The organism is Erwinia rhapontici (genome assembly GCF_012271765.1).
GTDB classification, from domain to species: Bacteria; Pseudomonadota; Gammaproteobacteria; order Enterobacterales; family Enterobacteriaceae; genus Erwinia; species Erwinia rhapontici.
In genome coordinates this window covers 729327-747561 of record NZ_VRKO01000016.1, presented here as the reverse complement: position 1 = coordinate 747561, position 18235 = coordinate 729327, and the positions used below count along the sequence as shown (strand labels likewise).

The 18235-nt window shown below is 55.1% G+C and carries 14 protein-coding genes; 6 read left to right on the top strand and 8 right to left on the bottom strand.

What is annotated here, in order from left to right; translation table 11 throughout:
- Positions 1-61: 61 nt before the first annotated feature.
- Entirely contained in the window at positions 62-1210 is a 1149-nt protein-coding gene (locus FVB43_RS20435; protein ID WP_159337170.1) for a CMD domain-containing protein, read from the top strand.
- Positions 1211-1212: 2 nt separating this feature from the next.
- Here the strand turns inward: FVB43_RS20435 and FVB43_RS20430 are convergent, their stop codons facing one another.
- The 4 genes from FVB43_RS20430 to FVB43_RS20415 form a co-directional block, all read right to left on the bottom strand.
- Complete coding sequence (locus FVB43_RS20430; protein WP_167864635.1) at positions 1213-2109, bottom strand: LysR family transcriptional regulator; 897 nt, start codon at positions 2107-2109, stop codon at positions 1213-1215.
- A 54-nt stretch (positions 2110-2163) separates the two neighbouring features.
- Positions 2164-2907: a YnfC family lipoprotein gene (locus FVB43_RS20425; RefSeq protein ID WP_167864634.1), complete on the bottom strand. Its 744-nt coding sequence runs from the start codon at positions 2905-2907 to the stop codon at positions 2164-2166.
- 99 nt (positions 2908-3006) lie between these two features.
- Positions 3007-3729 carry a YnfC family lipoprotein gene (locus FVB43_RS20420; protein ID WP_167864633.1) on the bottom strand — a complete coding sequence of 241 codons (723 nt, stop codon included), beginning with the start codon at positions 3727-3729 and terminating at the stop codon, positions 3007-3009.
- Positions 3730-3816: 87 nt separating this feature from the next.
- Positions 3817-5406 carry a PTS transporter subunit EIIC gene (locus FVB43_RS20415; protein WP_167864632.1) on the bottom strand — a complete coding sequence of 530 codons (1590 nt, stop codon included), beginning with the start codon at positions 5404-5406 and terminating at the stop codon, positions 3817-3819.
- Positions 5407-5646: 240 nt separating this feature from the next.
- Here FVB43_RS20415 and FVB43_RS20410 point away from each other — a divergent pair, with 240 nt between their 5' ends.
- The 4 genes from FVB43_RS20410 (at position 5647) to pdeR (ending at position 14513) form a co-directional block, all read left to right on the top strand.
- A complete protein-coding gene (locus tag FVB43_RS20410) occupies positions 5647-7953 on the top strand; it encodes an FdhF/YdeP family oxidoreductase (protein WP_133845074.1) in 2307 nt (768 codons plus the stop codon).
- Between the two features lie 123 nt (positions 7954-8076).
- A complete protein-coding gene (locus tag FVB43_RS20405) occupies positions 8077-10020 on the top strand; it encodes an exoribonuclease II (RefSeq protein ID WP_133845077.1) in 1944 nt (647 codons plus the stop codon).
- Between the two features lie 181 nt (positions 10021-10201).
- On the top strand, positions 10202-12268 hold the full coding sequence (locus FVB43_RS20400) for a carbon starvation CstA family protein (protein ID WP_159337174.1): 2067 nt from the start codon (positions 10202-10204) through the stop codon (positions 12266-12268).
- A gap of 253 nt (positions 12269-12521) precedes the next feature.
- Positions 12522-14513: a cyclic di-GMP phosphodiesterase gene (gene pdeR / locus FVB43_RS20395; RefSeq protein WP_167864631.1), complete on the top strand. Its 1992-nt coding sequence runs from the start codon at positions 12522-12524 to the stop codon at positions 14511-14513.
- Positions 14514-14523: 10 nt separating this feature from the next.
- On the opposite strand, the gene FVB43_RS20390 is transcribed toward pdeR, so the two are convergent.
- Positions 14524-15393 carry a crotonase/enoyl-CoA hydratase family protein gene (locus FVB43_RS20390; RefSeq protein WP_133845083.1) on the bottom strand — a complete coding sequence of 290 codons (870 nt, stop codon included), beginning with the start codon at positions 15391-15393 and terminating at the stop codon, positions 14524-14526.
- 276 nt (positions 15394-15669) lie between these two features.
- Positions 15670-16368 carry an L-ribulose-5-phosphate 4-epimerase gene (gene araD / locus FVB43_RS20385; protein ID WP_159337175.1) on the bottom strand — a complete coding sequence of 233 codons (699 nt, stop codon included), beginning with the start codon at positions 16366-16368 and terminating at the stop codon, positions 15670-15672.
- A gap of 408 nt (positions 16369-16776) precedes the next feature.
- Between araD and osmB the strand changes: the two genes are divergently transcribed.
- Positions 16777-16995 (top strand): osmotically-inducible lipoprotein OsmB, encoded by a 219-nt coding sequence (gene osmB / locus FVB43_RS20380; protein WP_133845087.1) that lies wholly within the window; start codon positions 16777-16779, stop codon positions 16993-16995.
- A gap of 47 nt (positions 16996-17042) precedes the next feature.
- Here the strand turns inward: osmB and yciH are convergent, their stop codons facing one another.
- Positions 17043-17369 (bottom strand): stress response translation initiation inhibitor YciH, encoded by a 327-nt coding sequence (gene yciH / locus FVB43_RS20375; protein WP_133845089.1) that lies wholly within the window; start codon positions 17367-17369, stop codon positions 17043-17045.
- Between the two features lie 2 nt (positions 17370-17371).
- Entirely contained in the window at positions 17372-18088 is a 717-nt protein-coding gene (pyrF, locus tag FVB43_RS20370; protein ID WP_133845091.1) for an orotidine-5'-phosphate decarboxylase, read from the bottom strand.
- Between the last annotated feature and the right edge of the window lie 147 nt (positions 18089-18235).

Below are 18235 nucleotides of genomic sequence, written 5' to 3'. Positions count from 1 at the left end.
GGTCATGGTGCCTTTTCCTGGCGCCCTCCCGGCGAGCCTTTGAACCCGAAAAGGAATGATCATGGAACAGCGCCGCTTTACCGGCAACAACCACTGGTATCATGAAACCCAGACCAGCCTGCCCGCCCAGCGCGCACCGCTGATGCCTGAAGCTGCCACTATTGAAGACCGGTTTTTGCTGGGTCTGGCGCAGCAGGCAGAAGGAGAACTGAACACCTTATTACAGCAGGTGCAACCCGCACTGCTGGCTTCGCGCGATCTCTATCAACTGTTGTTCCCATCGGAACTCACCACCACCCTGAGCCATACGCTGACACTGTACGATCGCCTCAGCAGTGCGCTGACGGTGGCGCAGGTGACCGGGGTGCAACGTCTTTGCAATCACTATGCTGCACGCCTCAATCCGCTTCCGGGGCCAGACTCATCACGTGAGAGCAATCATCGCCTGACACAAATCACCGAATATGCACGCCAGCTTGCCAGCCAGCCAACACTGATTGATGCCCTCTCCGTGCAGCGGCTTGACGATGTCGGCCTGAGCGCGCCGGATATTATCACGCTCGGTCAGATTATCGGTTTTGTGAGTTATCAGGCACGCGTTGTCGCCGGGGTTCATGCCCTGATGGCGCTGCCCGTACGCTGGATGCCCGGCGTGACCATTCCACCGGATGCCGCCAGCGAAAACTTCCTGAATTCCCTCGTCTGGCGCCCTGCGCTGCCGCCGCTGGAGTTACGCTACGCAGCGCCGGAACAGCTGGAAGCGCTCACCTTCTGCCAGCCACTGGCCGAACTTGAAACAGGCGCATGGCTGTTTGCCCATGATGGCAAAGCACTGTATGGCTGGGGCCGTCTGATCAACCAGCTGGAGGCGGCACGCAGCAGCAACGATTCCTCGCTGGCTGCGGCAGTCACTTCACGTATCAACGGCAGCGTGAGCTGTTTTGAACGTTATGCCGCAGGCAGCGAATGGCGGACGGCATTACAGGAGAGCGTGGAACAGGCTGTGAGCGTAGCGGATACCCTGCAACAGGCGGTGATTTCACTGGCAGCACAGCTGACACGTTCACCGGAAAGAGTGAATGCCGCCCATATTCAGCCGCTGAAAGACGCGGGTCTGAACAGTGCGCAGATATTCGATATTATTTTGAGTGTGGCGGCAGCCAGCTGGGGTAACCGGCTGATGCAGGGATTGGGCATTAACGGCGAATAACGCTAGTCCTTTAACCAGCGCCGGACTTCATCAAAGAAATGCTGGGCCAGCGGCGTAGCACGCCCTGGTTCAGCAATGACCACAGCCCCCTGTCGGGACATAGGCGGCATCGCCACCCGGCGGCGTTGCAACCCGCTGGTCATGCCGTCAATCAGATGACCGACCGGCGACACCATACATCCCAGCCCGACCTGAACACCCTGTAGCAGTTGAAAGACGGATGTGGTTTCAAGCACCACACGCAGGGTCAGCCCCGCATCACGAAAGTGCCCGTCAATATAGCGGCGGAAATAGCGCGTCTGTTCAGCGAGGCAGAGCGGTAGCGCGGCCACTTCTTTCAGTGTCAGCGGCTCATCGCCCTGTAACTGAGGAAAATGCTGCGGATGATAAAGCAGCTCAATGCCGTTATCGTCCAGGGTTTCCGCCTGGAAATGCAGCTCACGCAGTGTAGCCAGCTCAAAGAAGCCAATTCCTACATCCACGGTATGACTGTTCAGCGCATCCAGCAGCTGATCGGCGCTCAGTACCGCCACACGATAGTCGAGCTGCGGGTAACGATCGCTGATCGCTTTCAGCATCACAGGCAGCGAAATACTGCACTGCGGCACCACGCCTATACGCAGCGTACCGTTCACGCCGTGTTTGAGTGACTCCACTTCCAGCTTGAGCCCCTGATACACCGAAACGATTTCCCGCGCCCAGGACAGCACGCGGTCCCCTTCCGGCGTAAAACCATCAAAGTTATTGCTGCGGTTAATCAGCGACAGCCCCAGCTCACGCTCCAGATTTTTCAGACGCATGGAAAGCGTGGGCTGACTGACAAAGCTGGCCTCAGCAGCGCGGCCAAAGTGGCGCTCTCGCTCCAGGTTACATAAATAGATGAGCTGTTTAATGTCCATTATGATGATGTCTTCGTTAGTGTGCGAACGCGGGTGCCGACGGCCGGGCTGCTGCTAATAAAATTCACTGACCAGCGTCGACTGACGTTCAATGACGTTATCACCGGGCGAGGTTTTAATTTTATAGCGGCAGGAAGTGGGAACGCCCTGCTGATACTCACAGCGCGTCGTGATTTCTCTGGTCGAGGCCGGGTAGGTGGTGAGCATCACCCCATCCAGCCGTTTATCCGCCTCTGTCGTAGCAAATGTCTGCTTGTCATCGCTGATCAGACGAGCCCCTTCCCTTATGTTATGCCTGACCATTCGCCCTTGCTCGTCATACGTTATGTCAATGCGCAGAGGATCCTGGATGGAAGAGTAAGCTGAAATCAGCCCACGGTCGTTGTAACTGATATTCAGCGTAGAATTGCCGCGGGTTTTTGATACGACGTTGCACTTGCCGTCCAGTTTCATCAATACCGGTTTACCGTTCTCCTCACCGACCAGCGTGTCTTTGTCCCGCCGCAGGCTGGTATTCGAGTGGATTTTGCGGTCGTTAATTACGTAGAGGCTGGTCACGATAACATCGGTGAGACAGCCCTGCTGATCGAAGCGGGCCGTGGCTTCGTGCTGTTTCTCACCGCTGGCATCGAACAACGTCTGATGGGTGCTTTTGAGCTTTCCGGGGATGGGTTCGAAGCGAAAAAGCGTCGACATATTTTTGACCGTTGTCGATACCCCTTGTGGTTCTTCATTCTTACAGCCTGTAAGCAGCAGCGCGGGCAACAGCAGCGCCAGCGTTGTCTTCATCATATCCATGCAGTGTGAGTCCTGTCAGTTTAGTAAGATTTGTTCATAATGAGGCGTGATGCTGTCTTCGTTAGTGTGTGAACGCGTATCCCGATGGGCGGGCTGCTGCTAATAAAACTCACTGGTGAGCTTTGCATGGCGTTCAGTCACTGTGTCGCTTGTGGAGGTTTTCACCGTGAACACGCAGCTGACAGGCACAGCCTGCTGATATTCACAGCGGGTGGTGGTCTCCCGGGTGCCGTCTGGCGTTGTGCTTTTCGTGACGGAATCAGAGGGTTTATCGCCGGCGTCTGACGCGTAGTTTTGTACGCCTTCTGAAATCTGACGATCGCCACTGAACGCTTTCTGTCCAATCGGGCGGCCCTGTGCATCATAGGTCAGCGCGACGCGAAAATCGGACTGGCGGGAGGAAAGTCCGGAAATCAGTCCCTGCTTGTTGTAGGCGATATCAATGGTAAAATTACCGCTGGTTTTGGACAGCACGTTACACTCGCTGTCCAGTTTAAGGACCAGGGGTTTACCATTTTCCTCTCCGATGAGCTGGTCTTTCTCCCGCCGCGCGCTGATGCTGCCGATATCAAGATTAGTAACTTCAAAATCCGTCACGCAGCCGTTTTTATCGAAATTAAACACCCCATCATAACGCTTTTCACCGTTATCCTCGAAAATCGTCTGATGGGTGCTCTTCAGTTTTCCAGGGATAGCTTCAAACTGATATAGATAAGACAGGTTTCTGATTTTCTTGGTAATACCTTCATCTTCCTGTTGCTTGCAACCTACAAGCAACAGCAGCGGCAAGAGCAGTACCACCGTCGTTTTAATCTTGTCCATGCACGTGAATCCTGTCAGCGTATTAAGATTTACGCAGTGTTATCGGCAGCTTAGCGCCATTTCTCAGGCGCTATCATACCGGGCCATTCAGGCCAGACCCAACGCACTTTTCACTTCATTGGCAATTTTTTCCACCTGCGGCCCATAAATCACCTGAACATCGTGGTCGCTGACGCGGTTGATGCCATTGGCACCGGTGCTCATCAGGGTATGATCGACCACCTCATTCATCTGTTTAACCCTCACCCGCAGGCGGGTAAAGCAGCAATCAACATCCTCTATATTGGCCTCACCGCCCAGCCCGCTGATAATGATGCGGGTGCGTTCATCCCCCGTCACCTTAACGGCCTGAGGTGCCTCTTCTGACTCTCGACCGGGCGTTTCCACCCGCATCCGCAGAATGACGAAGCGAAAACCGTAATAGTAGATCGGGATATAGATCAGCCCCAGCGCCACGCTCCACCACCAGGCGGTTTTACTGCCCCCCAGAATGCCGAAGACCACCAGATCGATAGCGCCCCCCTGCACATTGCCAATCATCAGATGCAGCAATGACATCAGCATAAAGGAGAGGCCGCTCAGCAAAGCATGAAATAGGTAAAGCACCGGGGAAACAAAGATGAAGCAAAACTCCAGCGGCTCCGTAATTCCGGTGGTAAAGGAGGTCAGCGCCCCGGCCAGCACCAGCGCTTTCACCCGCTGCTTATGCTCGGGACGCGCACAGTGATACATCGCCAGCGCGGCGGCGGGCAGGCCGAACATCATCACCGGAATTTTTCCCTGCGCCAGAAAACGTGTAGCGTCCTGCACCGTGGTATCCGGTACGGAACCCGGGTGCGTCAGCGAGGTATTAAAGATATTCAGCGCGCCGACAATGGTCTGCCCATCGACCGTGGCAATGCCGCCAATCGGCGTAAAGCGCACCGTTTCATTGAGGATATGGTGCAACCCGGTGGGGATCAGCAACCGTTCGCTGGTGCCGTAGAGAAACGCACCGTACTGACCACTCTCACCAATCAGTTCGCCGACCCAGGCAATCCCGGCACCGATCGTCGGCCAGATGAGCGCCAGCAAAACGCCGACCAGCGGCAGCACCAGCACGGTGACAATCGGGACAAAGCGTCGCCCGCCAAAAAAGCTGATCGCCGTCGGTAGCTCGGTGGTGTAAAAGCGGTTATGAATCATTACCGTCACCAGCCCGGCAATCACCCCACCCAGCACACTCATGTTGTAAGTGAAGATGCCCAGCATGGGAATAAATTCCGCGGAGGTCATCATCGCCGTAGTTTGATCCATCCCCTGCTGCTGCAAGGCCGCTGCGGTAGTGGTGGCGGCCGTCAGCCCCCGCGCTGCCAGGGTGGCGCTGATGCCGACGTGCATGGCGATAAAACCAATCACCGAGGTAAAGGCAGCCGTGGGTTTTTCTGCTTTCGCCAGGCCAATGGCGCTGGCTACAGCAAAGAACAGCGGCAGGTTAGCAAACAGCGCCCCCGCCACTTTGCGGATAAACCCAATGATCAGCTGCGGTATTTGCAAGCTGGCAAAGGCATCCCCGGTGATCACCGGGTTCTGCAACGCGGCCGCAACGCCTAAGAAAATACCGGCGGCGGCAATCACCGAAATCGGCATCATCAGAGCTTTACCGAAGGCATGGACTTTACTGGCAAACGCTTTCATCCGTCTCTCCCGCTGTCATTATCACGGGCTAAGTATGCGTTGCATGTCGGAGGATGCTGCCTTAATGGGGATATTCAACGGACAATCTTTGACCAACGTCACATTTCCAGTCTTATCGCGATAAACACGACCTATCGCACCATCTCTGCAATCAATTAGACAATTCTTCGCTCGGATCGCAAAATCGCCAAAAAGAAGCAATAATTTTTTAACAACTATTCAACATAAGCCTGCGACATTATGAAATTTAAAGAAGCGATTAAGCCATACCAGGCCGCTGCGGGCGGCTGGGGTTCACTGGAAGCCACCACCCGTTTCGTCTTCGACAGCAAACAAGTGTTAAAAAACATGCGCAATTTGATGCGTATGAATAAGGCAAAGGGCTTCGACTGCCCGGGTTGTGCCTGGGGCGATGACAACAAAAGTACCTTCAGCTTCTGCGAGAACGGCGCCAAAGCCGTGACCTGGGAAGCCACCCGCCGCCATATCGGTGCTGACTTCTTTGCCCAGTACAGTGTTGCCGCCCTTTATCAGCAGAGCGATTACTTCCTGGAATACCAGGGACGTCTGACCGAGCCGCTGCGCTATAACCGCGCCACTGACCACTATGAACCGATTAGCTGGGACGCGGCTTTTGCCCTGATCGCACGCCATATTAAGGCGATGGATCATCCCGACCGTATGGAGCTTTACACCTCCGGCCGCGCCAGTAATGAAGCCTCCTGGTTGTATCAACTGTTCGGCCGCATGAACGGCAGTAACAACTTCCCTGACTGCTCGAACATGTGCCATGAAGCCAGTGGTGTCGGGCTGAAGCGCAGTATTGGCGTGGGGAAAGGCACCATCCGTCTGGACGACTTTGACCATGCAGACGCCATCTTTGTCTTCGGGCAGAACCCGGGTACCAACCATCCGCGCATGCTGCACAGTCTGCGTCACGCGGCCGATCACGGCGCTAAAATCGTCACCTTCAACACGCTGCGCGAACGCGGGCTGGAACGTTTTGCCGATCCGCAAAAACCGCTGGAAGTGGTCACCAGCATGGCAGGTAAAATCAGCTCAACCTATTACCAGCCGAACCTCGGCGGGGATATGGCCGCCGTGCGCGGCATGGTCAAAGTGCTGGCTGAGAACCATCGTGCATTGATCGCGGCGGGTGAGAAAGGCCTGTTCGATGAGATGTTTATCAATGCCAAAACGGAAGGTCTGGAGGCTTATCTTGCCGCCGTGGATGCCACGGAGTGGTCACAGATTGTCAGTCAGTCCGGTCTCAGCGAACAGCAGATCCGTGAAGCGGCAGCGATTTACCAAAGCGCCGAACGTGTGATTTGTACGTGGGCGATGGGCATCACCCAGCACAAACATTCTGTCGATACCGTGCGCGAAATCGTCAACCTGCAACTGTTGTTCGGGCAGTTAGGCAAAAAAGGCGCAGGTCTTTGCCCGGTACGTGGCCACAGTAATGTGCAGGGTAACCGCACGATGGGCATCGATGAAAAGCCGTCTCAGGCGTTTCTCGATAGTCTGGGGCAGCATTTTGACTTCGAGCCACCGCGCAACGTCGGGCACAACACGGTACAGGCGCTGGAAGCGATGCTGCGTGATGAAATCAAGGTGTTGATTGCCCTCGGGGGCAACCTGGCTGCGGCCGCTCCGGACAGCCCGCGTACCGAAGAGGCCCTGAAACGCTGCGGTCTGACGGTGCAGATCAGCACCAAGCTCAACCGCAGCCATCTGTGCCCTGGCGCGATTGATGCCCTGATCCTGCCGACGATTGGCCGTACCGAGCAGGATATTCAGGCCAGTGGCCCGCAGTTTATTACCGTCGAAGACTCCTTCAGCATGGTGCATGCGTCAGAAGGTGTGGGTAAACCGATAGCCGATACCCAGCGTTCTGAAACCTGGATCGTGGCTAACATTGCTCATGCAGTACTGGGCAGCGACAAAGTGGACTGGCTCGGAATGGCGGACGATTACAATATCATTCGTGATCATATTGCGGCAACGCTGCCCGGTTTCAGCGATTTCAATGCCAAATGCGATCTGAAAGGCGGATTCTATTTAGGCAACGCGGCGGCTGAACTGCGTTTTAATACGCTGCATGAAAAAGCTCAGTTCAGCGCGGCCTCCCTGCCGACCTCGCTGTTCCCGGCGCTCGATGTTGAAGTGCCGTTCACGCTGCAAACGCTGCGTTCTCATGACCAGTACAACACCACCATTTACGGGCTGGATGACCGTTATCGTGGCGTTTACGGCCAGCGTGAAGTGCTGTTTATCAACCCGGAAGACATGGACAACATGGGCTACGCCGCCGGAGATAACGTCGATATCGAAACGCTGTGGAATGATGGTATTACCCGTAAAGTCAGCGGGTTTAAGCTGGTGCCCTATGCCATTCCGCGTGGGAATCTGGCCGCCTATTATCCCGAAACCAATCCGCTGGTGCCGCTTTCCAGTTTTGGTGACGGCAGCGGAACGCCCACCTCGAAGTCGGTGCCGGTGAAGATCAGTCTGTCACCTGTTGTGGCCGGAAGACGTATCGCCTGACAGACCCGGGCGGCCGCAAAAATGGCCGCCCACCACCACGTCAGAAAAGGCTTTTTACTTGCCGTGGAGCGGTTAATCGCGTAAAACTGTCTGCCGCTCTTAGGCCACGAAAACGTTGAAATTATGTTCCAGGATAACCCGCTGCTCGCGCAGCTAAAAGAGAAACTCCACTCCCAAACGCCGCGTGTTGAGGGTGTGGTAAAAGGCACGGAAAAAGGTTTCGGCTTCCTGGAAGTCGATGCACAGAAAAGCTACTTTATTCCGCCACCGTTTATGAAAAAAGTCATGCACGGTGACCGCGTTAGCGCAGTGATTCAGACCGATAAAGATCGTGAAGTTGCGGACCCTGAAACGCTAATTGAACCCTTCCTGACCCGTTTTGTTGGCCGTGTTCAGAAGAAAGACGATCGCCTGTCGATTGTGCCTGATCATCCGCTGCTGAGAGACGCCATTCAGTGCCGTCCTGACCGTAATGTGAAGCATGACTTCCAGGCCGGTGACTGGGCAGTGGCGGAGATGCGCCGTCATCCGCTCAAAGGCGATCGCAGTTTCTACGCCGAACTGACCGAATTTATTACCACTGCGGATGACCATCTGGCGCCGTGGTGGGTGACGCTGTCTCGCCATAATCTGGAGCGTGAAGCACCGGATGTGGCAACGCCGGAAGAGATGCTGGATGAGCAACTGGAGCGTGAAGACCTCACTGCCCTAACCTTCGTGACCATCGACAGCGCCAGCACCGAAGATATGGACGATGCGCTGTATGTGGAAGAGGCCGCCGATGGCGCGCTGAAACTGACCATCGCGATCGCCGACCCAACGGCCTATGTGCCCGCGGGGAGCAAACTCGATGCGGTTGCCGCTGAGCGCTCGTTCACTAACTACCTGCCTGGTTTTAACATTCCGATGCTGCCGCGCGAGCTGTCTGATGACATCTGTTCGCTGCGTCCGAATGAGCGACGTCCTGTGCTGGCATGCCGCGTGACTATCGCCGCTGATGGCACACCGGGAGATGACATTCAGTTCTTCGCGGCCTGGATTGAATCTAAATCCAAGCTGGCTTACGACAATGTCTCTGACTGGCTGGAAACTAACGGTACCAGTGAATGGCAGCCGGAAAGCGACGCCATCGCACAACAGATTCGTCTGCTGCACCGTCTGTGCCAGGCACGCAGCGAATGGCGTCAGACACATGCGCTGGTGTTCAAAGACCGCCCTGACTTCCGCTTCCTGTTAGGCGAGAAAGGCGAAGTGCTGGATATCATTGCCGAGCATCGTCGCATTGCTAACCGCATCGTTGAAGAATCTATGATCCTGGCCAACATCTGCGCGGCTGCCGTGCTGCGCGATAAGCTGGGCTTCGGTATCTACAACGTGCACCTTGGTTTCGACGACGTGAATGCCGAGCAGGCTGCCGCCGTTCTGGCGAACCACGGTGTGACGGCAGATCCCGCAGCCATTGCCACGCTGGAAGGTTTCCGCACGCTGCGCCGCGAGCTGGATACACTGCCGACTCAGTTCCTCGACAGCCGTATTCGTCGCTTCCAGTCATTTGCTGAAGTCAGCACCACACCAGGCCCACACTTCGGCCTTGGTCTGGATGCCTACGCAACCTGGACCTCTCCGATCCGTAAGTATGGCGATATGGTGAACCACCGCCTGCTGAAAGCGATCATCAAAGGGGAAGCGGCCAGCCGCCCTGCGGATGACGTCACGGTGAAGATGGGCGAACGCCGCCGTCAGAACCGTATGGCAGAGCGCGATGTCGGAGACTGGTTGTACTCGCGTTTCCTGCAGAAATCGGTCGGTACTGACCAGCGTTTCAGCGCGGAAGTGATCGATGTTTCCCGTGGCGGTATGCGTGTACGTCTTCAGGAAAATGGTGCGGTTGCCTTTATCCCTGCCCCGTTCATCCACGCGGTGCGTGATGAGCTGGTGTGCAGCAACGAGAATGGCACCGTGCAGATCAAAGGCGATGTGGCTTACCGCGTCACCGACCTGATTGACGTGACCATCGCCGAAGTGCGTATGGAAACCCGCAGCGTCGTTGCCCGTCCGGTTGTCTGATTGTCTTCAACGGGATAGCCTGTTGGCTATCCCGTATTTTCCTCTGTTATTGCCCTTCCCCTTCTAAAACGAAAAAATCGCCTGCGCCTCACACTTCTTTACTTACCGCCTGTCATTAACACTTTTTTACATTACGGTTAACTTGTCCCTCTTCTTAATGGATCTGACAAGGAGTTACGTGATGAAGAACGTCAAAGCCGGATTGATCTGGTTACTGGTGGCGTTAGCAGGTGCTGTGGCTTTCGCCATGCTGGCGCTTAACCGGGGCGAACCCGTGAACGCGCTATGGCTGGTGGTGGCCGCCGTCGCCTGTTACAGCATTGCTTATCGCTTTTACAGCCTGTTTATTGCCCGTCGTATTTTCGAACTGGATGACCGTCGCCTGACGCCCGCTGAGCGTCACAATGACGGTCTGGATTATGTTCCCACCAACAAATGGGTGCTGTTCGGCCACCACTTCGCTGCCATTGCCGGGGCTGGCCCACTCGTCGGCCCGGTGCTGGCGGCACAAATGGGCTTTCTGCCCGGCACGCTGTGGATCCTGATTGGGGTGATGCTGGCGGGTGCCGTGCAGGACTTCCTGATCCTGTTTATTTCCACCCGCCGTGATGGCCGTTCACTGGGTGAAATGGCGAAACAGGAACTGGGCGCCTTCGCCGGGGTGATCACCATGCTGGGCGCACTGGGGGTGATGATTATTATTCTCTCGGCGCTGGCGCTGGTGGTGGTCAAGGCGTTGACCAACAGCCCCTGGGGTCTGTTTACGCTGGCGGCCACCTTGCCTATCGCGCTGTTTATGGGCGTGTATATGCGCTTCCTGCGGCCAGGAAAAATCGCTGAAGTGTCGCTGATTGGCTTTGTGCTGATGATGGCCGCGATTATCTACGGCGGGGATATCGCTCTGCATCCATACTGGGGGCCTTTCTTTACGCTAAAAGGCACCACGCTGACTCTGGTACTGGTGATTTACGGGTTTGTTGCCTCTGTGCTTCCCGTCTGGCTGCTGCTGGCACCGCGTGACTATCTGTCCACCTTCCTGAAAATCGGCGTGATTGTCGGTCTGGCCGTTGGCATCGTTTTTGCCATGCCGGAGATGAAAATGCCGGCAGTGACCAAATTCATCGATGGTAGCGGCCCGGTGTTCTCAGGGGGACTGTTCCCGTTCCTGTTTATCACTATCGCCTGTGGGGCAATCTCTGGGTTCCATGCGCTGGTCTCCAGCGGCACCACGCCGAAGCTGGTGGAGCGAGAAAGCCACATCCGCATGATCGGCTACGGCGCCATGCTGATGGAGTCTTTCGTCGCCATCATGGCGTTGATCTGTGCCTCCGTGATCGACCCCGGTGTCTACTTTGCGATGAACGCCCCGGCGGCGCTGATTGGCACCACCGTCGAAAGTGCCAGTCAGGCGATCAACAGCTGGGGGTTTGTTGTTACACCGGAGGTGTTAACCGCCATCGCCCGTGATGTCGGAGAGATGTCAGTGCTATCGCGCGCAGGTGGCGCACCCACCTTTGCGGTGGGCATGGCGCATATCATTACCGAGGTCTTTAACAGTCGGGCGATGATGGCCTTCTGGTATCACTTTGCCATTCTGTTTGAAGCGCTGTTTATCCTGACCGCCGTCGATGCCGGTACGCGCGCCTGTCGTTTTATGGTGCAGGACCTGGCAGGTACGGTGGTGCCTTCGCTGGCGAATAATCGTTCCTGGGTAGGCAATATTATCGGCACCGCGGTGGCCGTTGCAGGCTGGGGGTTCTTCGTCTATCAGGGCGTCATCGATCCGCTTGGCGGCATTAATACGCTCTGGCCGCTGTTTGGTATCGGTAACCAGATGCTGGCGTCCATGGCGCTGATCCTCGGCACCGTGGTGCTGTTTAAAATGAAGAAGCAACGTTACGCCTGGGTCACGATTGTGCCCACCGTCTGGTTATTTATTACCTCAATGACGGCAGGATGGCAGAAGATTTTCCATGAAAAACCCGCCATTGGGTTCCTGGCCCAGGCGAAAAAGTTCAGCAAGGGTATCGACCAGGGGATCGTTATTGCCCCGGCGAAAACCGTGGCGGATATGCAGACTATCGTGATCAGTAACCAGATCAATGCCGGGCTGTGTGCCTTCTTTATGCTGGTGGCCATCACTATGCTGGTGGCGGCATGCTTTGCCATCCGACGCGCATTGCACAGCGATCTACCTACCGTTCGTGAAAGTCCGGTCGTACTGCGCGATGAAAAAGTCAATATCTGATGAGTAAGCGGCTGACAGTAAAGGGTTTTAAACGCAACTATCTTGAAGGATATTTTCCCGACAAAGGGGTCACCTTAGTCAAATTATCCTGCTAATATGCTCCCCCGACCGCCATGTCGGGGGATTTTATGCTGCATATCAATTCTCACCAAAAAAATATATTGTCTTCGTAGCTTGTGATTCTGCTGCTTGCCGAATACTGTTGCTAAAATAAGAAGATACCACCTGCAAAGTAGCACCAAGGGAGATAAAAATGACCGATGAACAAGGGCAGACGCTACTGTATGCATATTTTGGCACCAGCAGCCCTCATTGGCGTTTATCCTCCGACAGCGATGCGCTGCATTTTGCCGAAGACGAAGGGGGCGAAACCAACATTGCCGTCCCGCTCACTCCCCCGCAAGCCAGCCTGTTGCGCAGCATGACGGTGATCACCACCAGCGTGAATCTCACCATCACGTTGTACGGTAATGCACTGTCCATGCATCTGGTCGGCAGGAAAGTCTCCCAGATTGCCTGGGCGGGGACCGCGTCAGCATGGGGAGATACTTCCTCGGTCGCGCGCGATCTGGTGCTGGGTCTGTCATTTGCAGAACAGGTGGTATCTGAAGCCAATTCCGTCATTGTCATCGTCGATCAGCAAGGTCATATCCAGCGCTTTAACCGCCTGAGTGAAGAGTACACCGGCCTCAAAGAACAGGAAGTGATCGGCCGTAATGTGTTTCAGCTGTTTATGTCACGCCAGGAAGCGGCGGCCTCACGGCGTAATATCAGCATGTTTTTCCGTGAAGGCAGCTCCTATGAAGTCGAGCGTTGGATCAAGACGAAGAAAGGTCAGCGTTTGTTCCTGTTCCGCAATAAATTCGTCCATAGCGGCAGCGGAAAAAATGAGATCTACCTGATTTGCTCCGGCACGGATATTACCGAAGAGCGCCGAGCCCAGGAGCGTCTGCGCGTGCTGGCCAATACCGATACCATTACCGGGCTGCCGAATCGCAATGCCATCAATCACGAAATCACTGAAGCACTGGAAAAACGTGCTAACCAGCAGATTGGCGTGGTCTACCTTGATCTCGACAATTTCAAAAAAGTGAATGATGCCTACGGGCACATGTTCGGCGACCAGCTGTTACAGGCGGTTTCTCTGGCGATTTTGAGCTGCCTTGATAAAGATCAGACGCTGGCGCGCCTGGGTGGCGATGAGTTTATTGTGCTGGCCGAAGACACCAGCCAGGCCGCATTAGAAGCGATGTCGTCGCGTATTCTTGAGCGCCTGAAGCAGCCGTTCCGTATCGGGCTGATTGAGGTTTACTCCGGATGCTCCGTGGGCATTGCCCTTGCTCCGCAGCATGGCGAAGATCGTGAAAGCCTGATCCGCAATGCTGATACGGCGATGTACACAGCGAAAGAGAACGGACGCGGTAAATTCTGCATTTTCTCAGCGGAAATGAATCAGCGGGTGTTTGAATATCTCTGGCTCGACACCAACCTGCGCAAGGCGCTGGAACATCATCAGCTGGTGCTCCACTATCAGCCGAAAGTGAATGCCGATGGCACGGTCACCAGTGTGGAAGCGCTGGTGCGGTGGATGTCCCCAGAGCGTGGGCTGGTGCCGCCGGACAGTTTTATTGCCTATGCCGAAGAGTCAGGATTGATTATCCCACTCGGTCGCTGGGTGATGCTGAGCGTGCTGGAGCAAATCATGCGCTGGCGCAAACAGGGCATTGACCTGCGGGTGGCGGTAAATGTGTCGCCGCGTCAGCTGATTGACCAAAGTATCTATACCGACCTGAAACTCGCCCTGGATCAAGCCGGACTGGAGGTCTGCCCGATTGATATTGAGCTGACCGAAAGCTGCCTGATTGAGAATGAGGAGCAGGCGCTGGCATTAATGAAACAGTTTCAGAAACTGGGTGCCGCCGTGCATCTGGATGATTTCGGTACGGGTTACTCGTCGTTGTCACAGCTGGCACGCGTGCCGATTGATGCGATTAAGCTCGACCAGAGCTTTATCCGTGGCGTAAACCAGCAGGTAGTCTCTCAGTCACTGGTCAGGGCGATTGTTGCCGTTGCTAAGGCGCTGAACTTGCAGGTGATCGCGGAAGGGATTGAGACGGAAGAAGAAGCGGAGTTTGTGATGGCAAACGGTGTGGATACCCGTCAGGGGTTCCTGTATGCGAAGCCAATGCCCGCTGAAGAACTCGAGCACTGGCTTACGCGGCATCATGCCATTACGGCTTCCTGAGAACGATAAATTAGCCCGCTTTCAGCAATGACTGCGCACTGTGGCGGTTTTGCAACTGGACTAAACGCTCCATATAGGCGATATCTTTCGGCTCCATAGTAAAGGCAAAATCAACCCAGTCTTCCGTAATATCCATCAGTTCTGCACGCGTCAGCTGAAGCACCCGCTGACGGGCTTTCAGCATCGCTCTGACACCGTTCAGCTTCGGTTGCAGCGTATCAATAAACGTACGCGTGCAGCGATAGCCCTCTCCCGGCTGGAACAGGCGATCCACCAGGCCGCGCGTTTCAAACCATTCTGCAGTATGCGACTCCCCTTCACAGATCAACTCTTCGGCCAGTTTCATGCCGGAACGGCGTGCCACCAGTGAGTAACCGCCCATGCCAGGGAACAGGTTAAAGGCAATTTCCGGGAACCCCATACGGGCGGTATTTTGTGCCAGGATGAAGTGATGCGCCAGCGCGGCTTCAAATCCACCGCCCAGCGCGCTCCCTTCCACCATCGCGATGGTAACAGCACCCGTGTCGAAGCCACGCGCCGCCGCATGAATGCAGTCCACGCAGGCACGGGCATAGGCACGCAGGGCTTCGCGGCGGCCATTTTTAATCGTTTCGACAAAGAAACGCAGATCGCCGCCGGCATTAAACATGGTCGGTACCAGCGAACCCGTGACCCAAAAATCAATCTTCAAACCGGAACGCTGAGCAGCGTAGCTGAGGTTCATGATCTCCTCGATCAGCTGATGATTAAAACTTGGGCGAGGTTGGGCGCGCAGCATCATCCACATGGTGCGACGTTCTTCTTCATAGTAGGCAGAGAGCTGCGTCATTTGTCCAGCTTCGTTGAACAAGCGGCAAGTAGTCTGATTTATAACGGTCATAGCATTATCCTCTGTTTCATTATGCGTTCTTCGCAGCTCCAGCCTAATCCAGAGTGTCATCATGCTAAATGGGTGTTTGATTTTTAAGATAAAATAAAGAAATTCCTCACGCCATATGTGCACGACGAAATGCAATCAGAACCGCTGAATTGACGGGATAACAGGAGAGACTTGCGGCAGGATAAGGATAAAATACTCAAGCGCGGTCGAACAATAGGTAAGGATAATCTTAATTTGGCGCCGTTATAACCCGACGCCAGCTGATGACGTTAGCGGCTATTTCTGCCCGTAATAGGCATTTTTGCCATGTTTTCGCAGATAGTGTTTATCCAGTAATACCTGCTGCACTGCCGGCAGCTGCGGCGTCAATTGCTGACTGAAAATACCCATGTAAGCCACCTCTTCCAGTACAACGGCACTGTGGACCGCATCCTCCGCGCTGCGGCCCCACGCAAACGGCCCGTGCGAGTTCACCAGCACGGCTGGGATCGCCAGTGGGTCAATATTGCGCTGTTGCAGCGTTTCAATGATTACCTGCCCGGTTTGCCACTCGTAGCGTTCAAGGATCTCCTCATCGCGCATCTGGCGCGTGCAGGGAATGGCACCATAGAAATCATCCGCGTGCGTTGTGCCCCAGGCGGGAATATCTTTTCCTGCCTGCGCCCAGATGGTGGCATGGCGCGAGTGAGTATGGACGATGCCGCCAATATCAGGCCAGGCAAGATAGAGTGCACGGTGAGTGTCCGTATCCGATGACGGACGTTTGTCCCCTTCTATCACTTCCCCGGACGCCAGCGCCACGACGACCATGTCGTCCCGCTTCATGTCGTCATAACTGACACCTGAAGGCTTTATCACCATCAGCCCCTGCTGGCGATCGATAGCACTGACGTTTCCCCAGGTGAACGTCACCAGTCCGTAGCGCGGTAACGCCAGATTTGCTTCCAGTACTTGCTGCTTCAGTTGTTCCAGCATGTTGTTGTCCCCGTTATGGCTGCTGATTTATTGTCAGCGCCACTTGATGATCGGGGTATGGAGGCATCTGCTGTATCAACGGCAGAATCCGACTGTTCCCGTGGTTTTGAGTGATCACTCTCGCTTAAGACACAAGGGAAATTAAGAGTTTTTACCTGTTAAGATATCCGGTAATAATTCAAAATAGTTCACAGAAATTAACCTGGGTGATAGTAAGATGTCTAACCATCCAGATGTACCGTTGCCGACCCCGGATTCAGCCCTAAATCCTGAAGGCGATTTTTTATACTGCTTTTTGCCTGTTCAGTGACAGAAGTCACTTGAAAAAACGATGGAATCGGGTCGGGATTACAGAGCGTCCTCTATACTGTAGAGGTATCTCGTCGCTGTTCTTTAAGGAGAGTCATTATGTCTATCACTGCAAAACGCATCACCGCCGCCGTGCTGGCCGCAACCTTAGTTCTTTCTCTGAGCGCTTGCTCAAACTGGTCTAAACGCGATCGAAACACGGCCATCGGCGCAGGTGCTGGCGCAATTGGCGGTTCTATTCTGACAAATGGAAGTGGTTTAGGCACCGTGGGTGGCGCCGCAGTTGGCGGGATCATCGGACATCAGATCGACAAATAAAAAGCAGCTTGTTGGGGGCCTGACGTTGTTCAGGCCCCTGTTATTGCTCAGCCTCCGGCCAGTTTGACCTTAAAGCCTTTCGCTTCGAGCAGGGTTTTTAACAGGTCGCGTTTATCGCCCTGAATCTCAATCACCCCGTCTTTTAACGCCCCGCCGCAGCCACATTTTTTCTTCAGTTCGGCCGTCAGCTTGTTCAGTCCGGCATCATCCAGATCGATACCGCTAATCAGACAAACCCCTTTGCCTTTACGCCCGCTGGTCTGCCGCTGAATGCGAACAATGCCATCACCTTTCGGACGTTGCACAGTCGTTTTGGGCTCATCAATGCGCCCGGTTTCAGTGGAATAGACCAGGCGGCTGTTGTCATCGGCCATGATTATGCCTCTTGCAGGGAACGAAGGATGTCACGCAGCGTTGCCGCCGGATCGGCTGATTGGGTAATCGGACGCCCGATCACCATATAATCCACCCCGGCTTGCTTCGCTTCCTGTGGCGTCATGATGCGGCGCTGATCGCCAACATCGCTGCCTGCCGGGCGAATCCCCGGTGTCACCAGACGGAAGTCCTGGCCTATCGCCTGCTTGAAATGACGGGCTTCCTGCGCGGAACAGACCACTCCGTCCAGACCACACTGATGTGTCAGACGTGCCAGACGCTCGGCCTGCTCTGCCGGGGAGAGTTCAATCCCCAGGCCGCGTAAATCATCGGCATCCATGCTGGTCAGCACCGTGACCGCAATCAGCAGAGGCGCATCGTTACCAAATGGCAGCAACGCTTCACGCGCAGCGCTCATCATCCGCGCACCGCCGCTGGCATGGACATTCACCATCCATACGCCGAGGTCAGCCGCCGCCGCCACCGCATGGGCAGTTGTATTAGGGATATCATGGAATTTCAGGTCGAGGAAAACGTCAAATCCGCGCTGTTGCAGATCGCGCACCCACTGTGGGCCAAACAGGGTAAACATCTCTTTGCCGACTTTAAGGCGACAACTGCCCGGTTCAATCTGATCGATAAACGCCAGAGCGCGATTGCGGTCCGCATAATCTAACGCCACCACAATCGGTGAACCGGTAACCTGAGGTGAAAGCATGGATTTACCCTCTTTGAGTGGAGCACCGCATGGCGCAAACGATAAACGGCATGCATTCTACCTGCGACGCGGGCAAATGCACAGTTAAGCTATGAGGAATTATTGTGATCGGCAGAAGGGGCGTTACGGCAAGATGGGGCCAGGAGG

Bases quoted from the DNA above. Each gene is read 5' to 3' on its own strand.
- FVB43_RS20435 (WP_159337170.1), top strand. From the start codon at position 62: ATGGAACAGCGCCGCTTTACCGGCAACAACCACTGGTATCATGAAACC.
- FVB43_RS20430 (WP_167864635.1), bottom strand. From the start codon at position 2,109: ATGGACATTAAACAGCTCATCTATTTATGTAACCTGGAGCGAGAGCGC.
- FVB43_RS20425 (WP_167864634.1), bottom strand. From the start codon at position 2,907: ATGGATATGATGAAGACAACGCTGGCGCTGCTGTTGCCCGCGCTGCTG.
- FVB43_RS20420 (WP_167864633.1), bottom strand. From the start codon at position 3,729: ATGGACAAGATTAAAACGACGGTGGTACTGCTCTTGCCGCTGCTGTTG.
- FVB43_RS20415 (WP_167864632.1), bottom strand. From the start codon at position 5,406: ATGAAAGCGTTTGCCAGTAAAGTCCATGCCTTCGGTAAAGCTCTGATG.
- FVB43_RS20410 (WP_133845074.1), top strand. From the start codon at position 5,647: ATGAAATTTAAAGAAGCGATTAAGCCATACCAGGCCGCTGCGGGCGGC.
- FVB43_RS20405 (WP_133845077.1), top strand. From the start codon at position 8,077: ATGTTCCAGGATAACCCGCTGCTCGCGCAGCTAAAAGAGAAACTCCAC.
- FVB43_RS20400 (WP_159337174.1), top strand. From the start codon at position 10,202: ATGAAGAACGTCAAAGCCGGATTGATCTGGTTACTGGTGGCGTTAGCA.
- pdeR (WP_167864631.1), top strand. From the start codon at position 12,522: ATGACCGATGAACAAGGGCAGACGCTACTGTATGCATATTTTGGCACC.
- FVB43_RS20390 (WP_133845083.1), bottom strand. From the start codon at position 15,393: ATGACCGTTATAAATCAGACTACTTGCCGCTTGTTCAACGAAGCTGGA.
- araD (WP_159337175.1), bottom strand. From the start codon at position 16,368: ATGCTGGAACAACTGAAGCAGCAAGTACTGGAAGCAAATCTGGCGTTA.
- osmB (WP_133845087.1), top strand. From the start codon at position 16,777: ATGTCTATCACTGCAAAACGCATCACCGCCGCCGTGCTGGCCGCAACC.
- yciH (WP_133845089.1), bottom strand. From the start codon at position 17,369: ATGGCCGATGACAACAGCCGCCTGGTCTATTCCACTGAAACCGGGCGC.
- pyrF (WP_133845091.1), bottom strand. From the start codon at position 18,088: ATGCTTTCACCTCAGGTTACCGGTTCACCGATTGTGGTGGCGTTAGAT.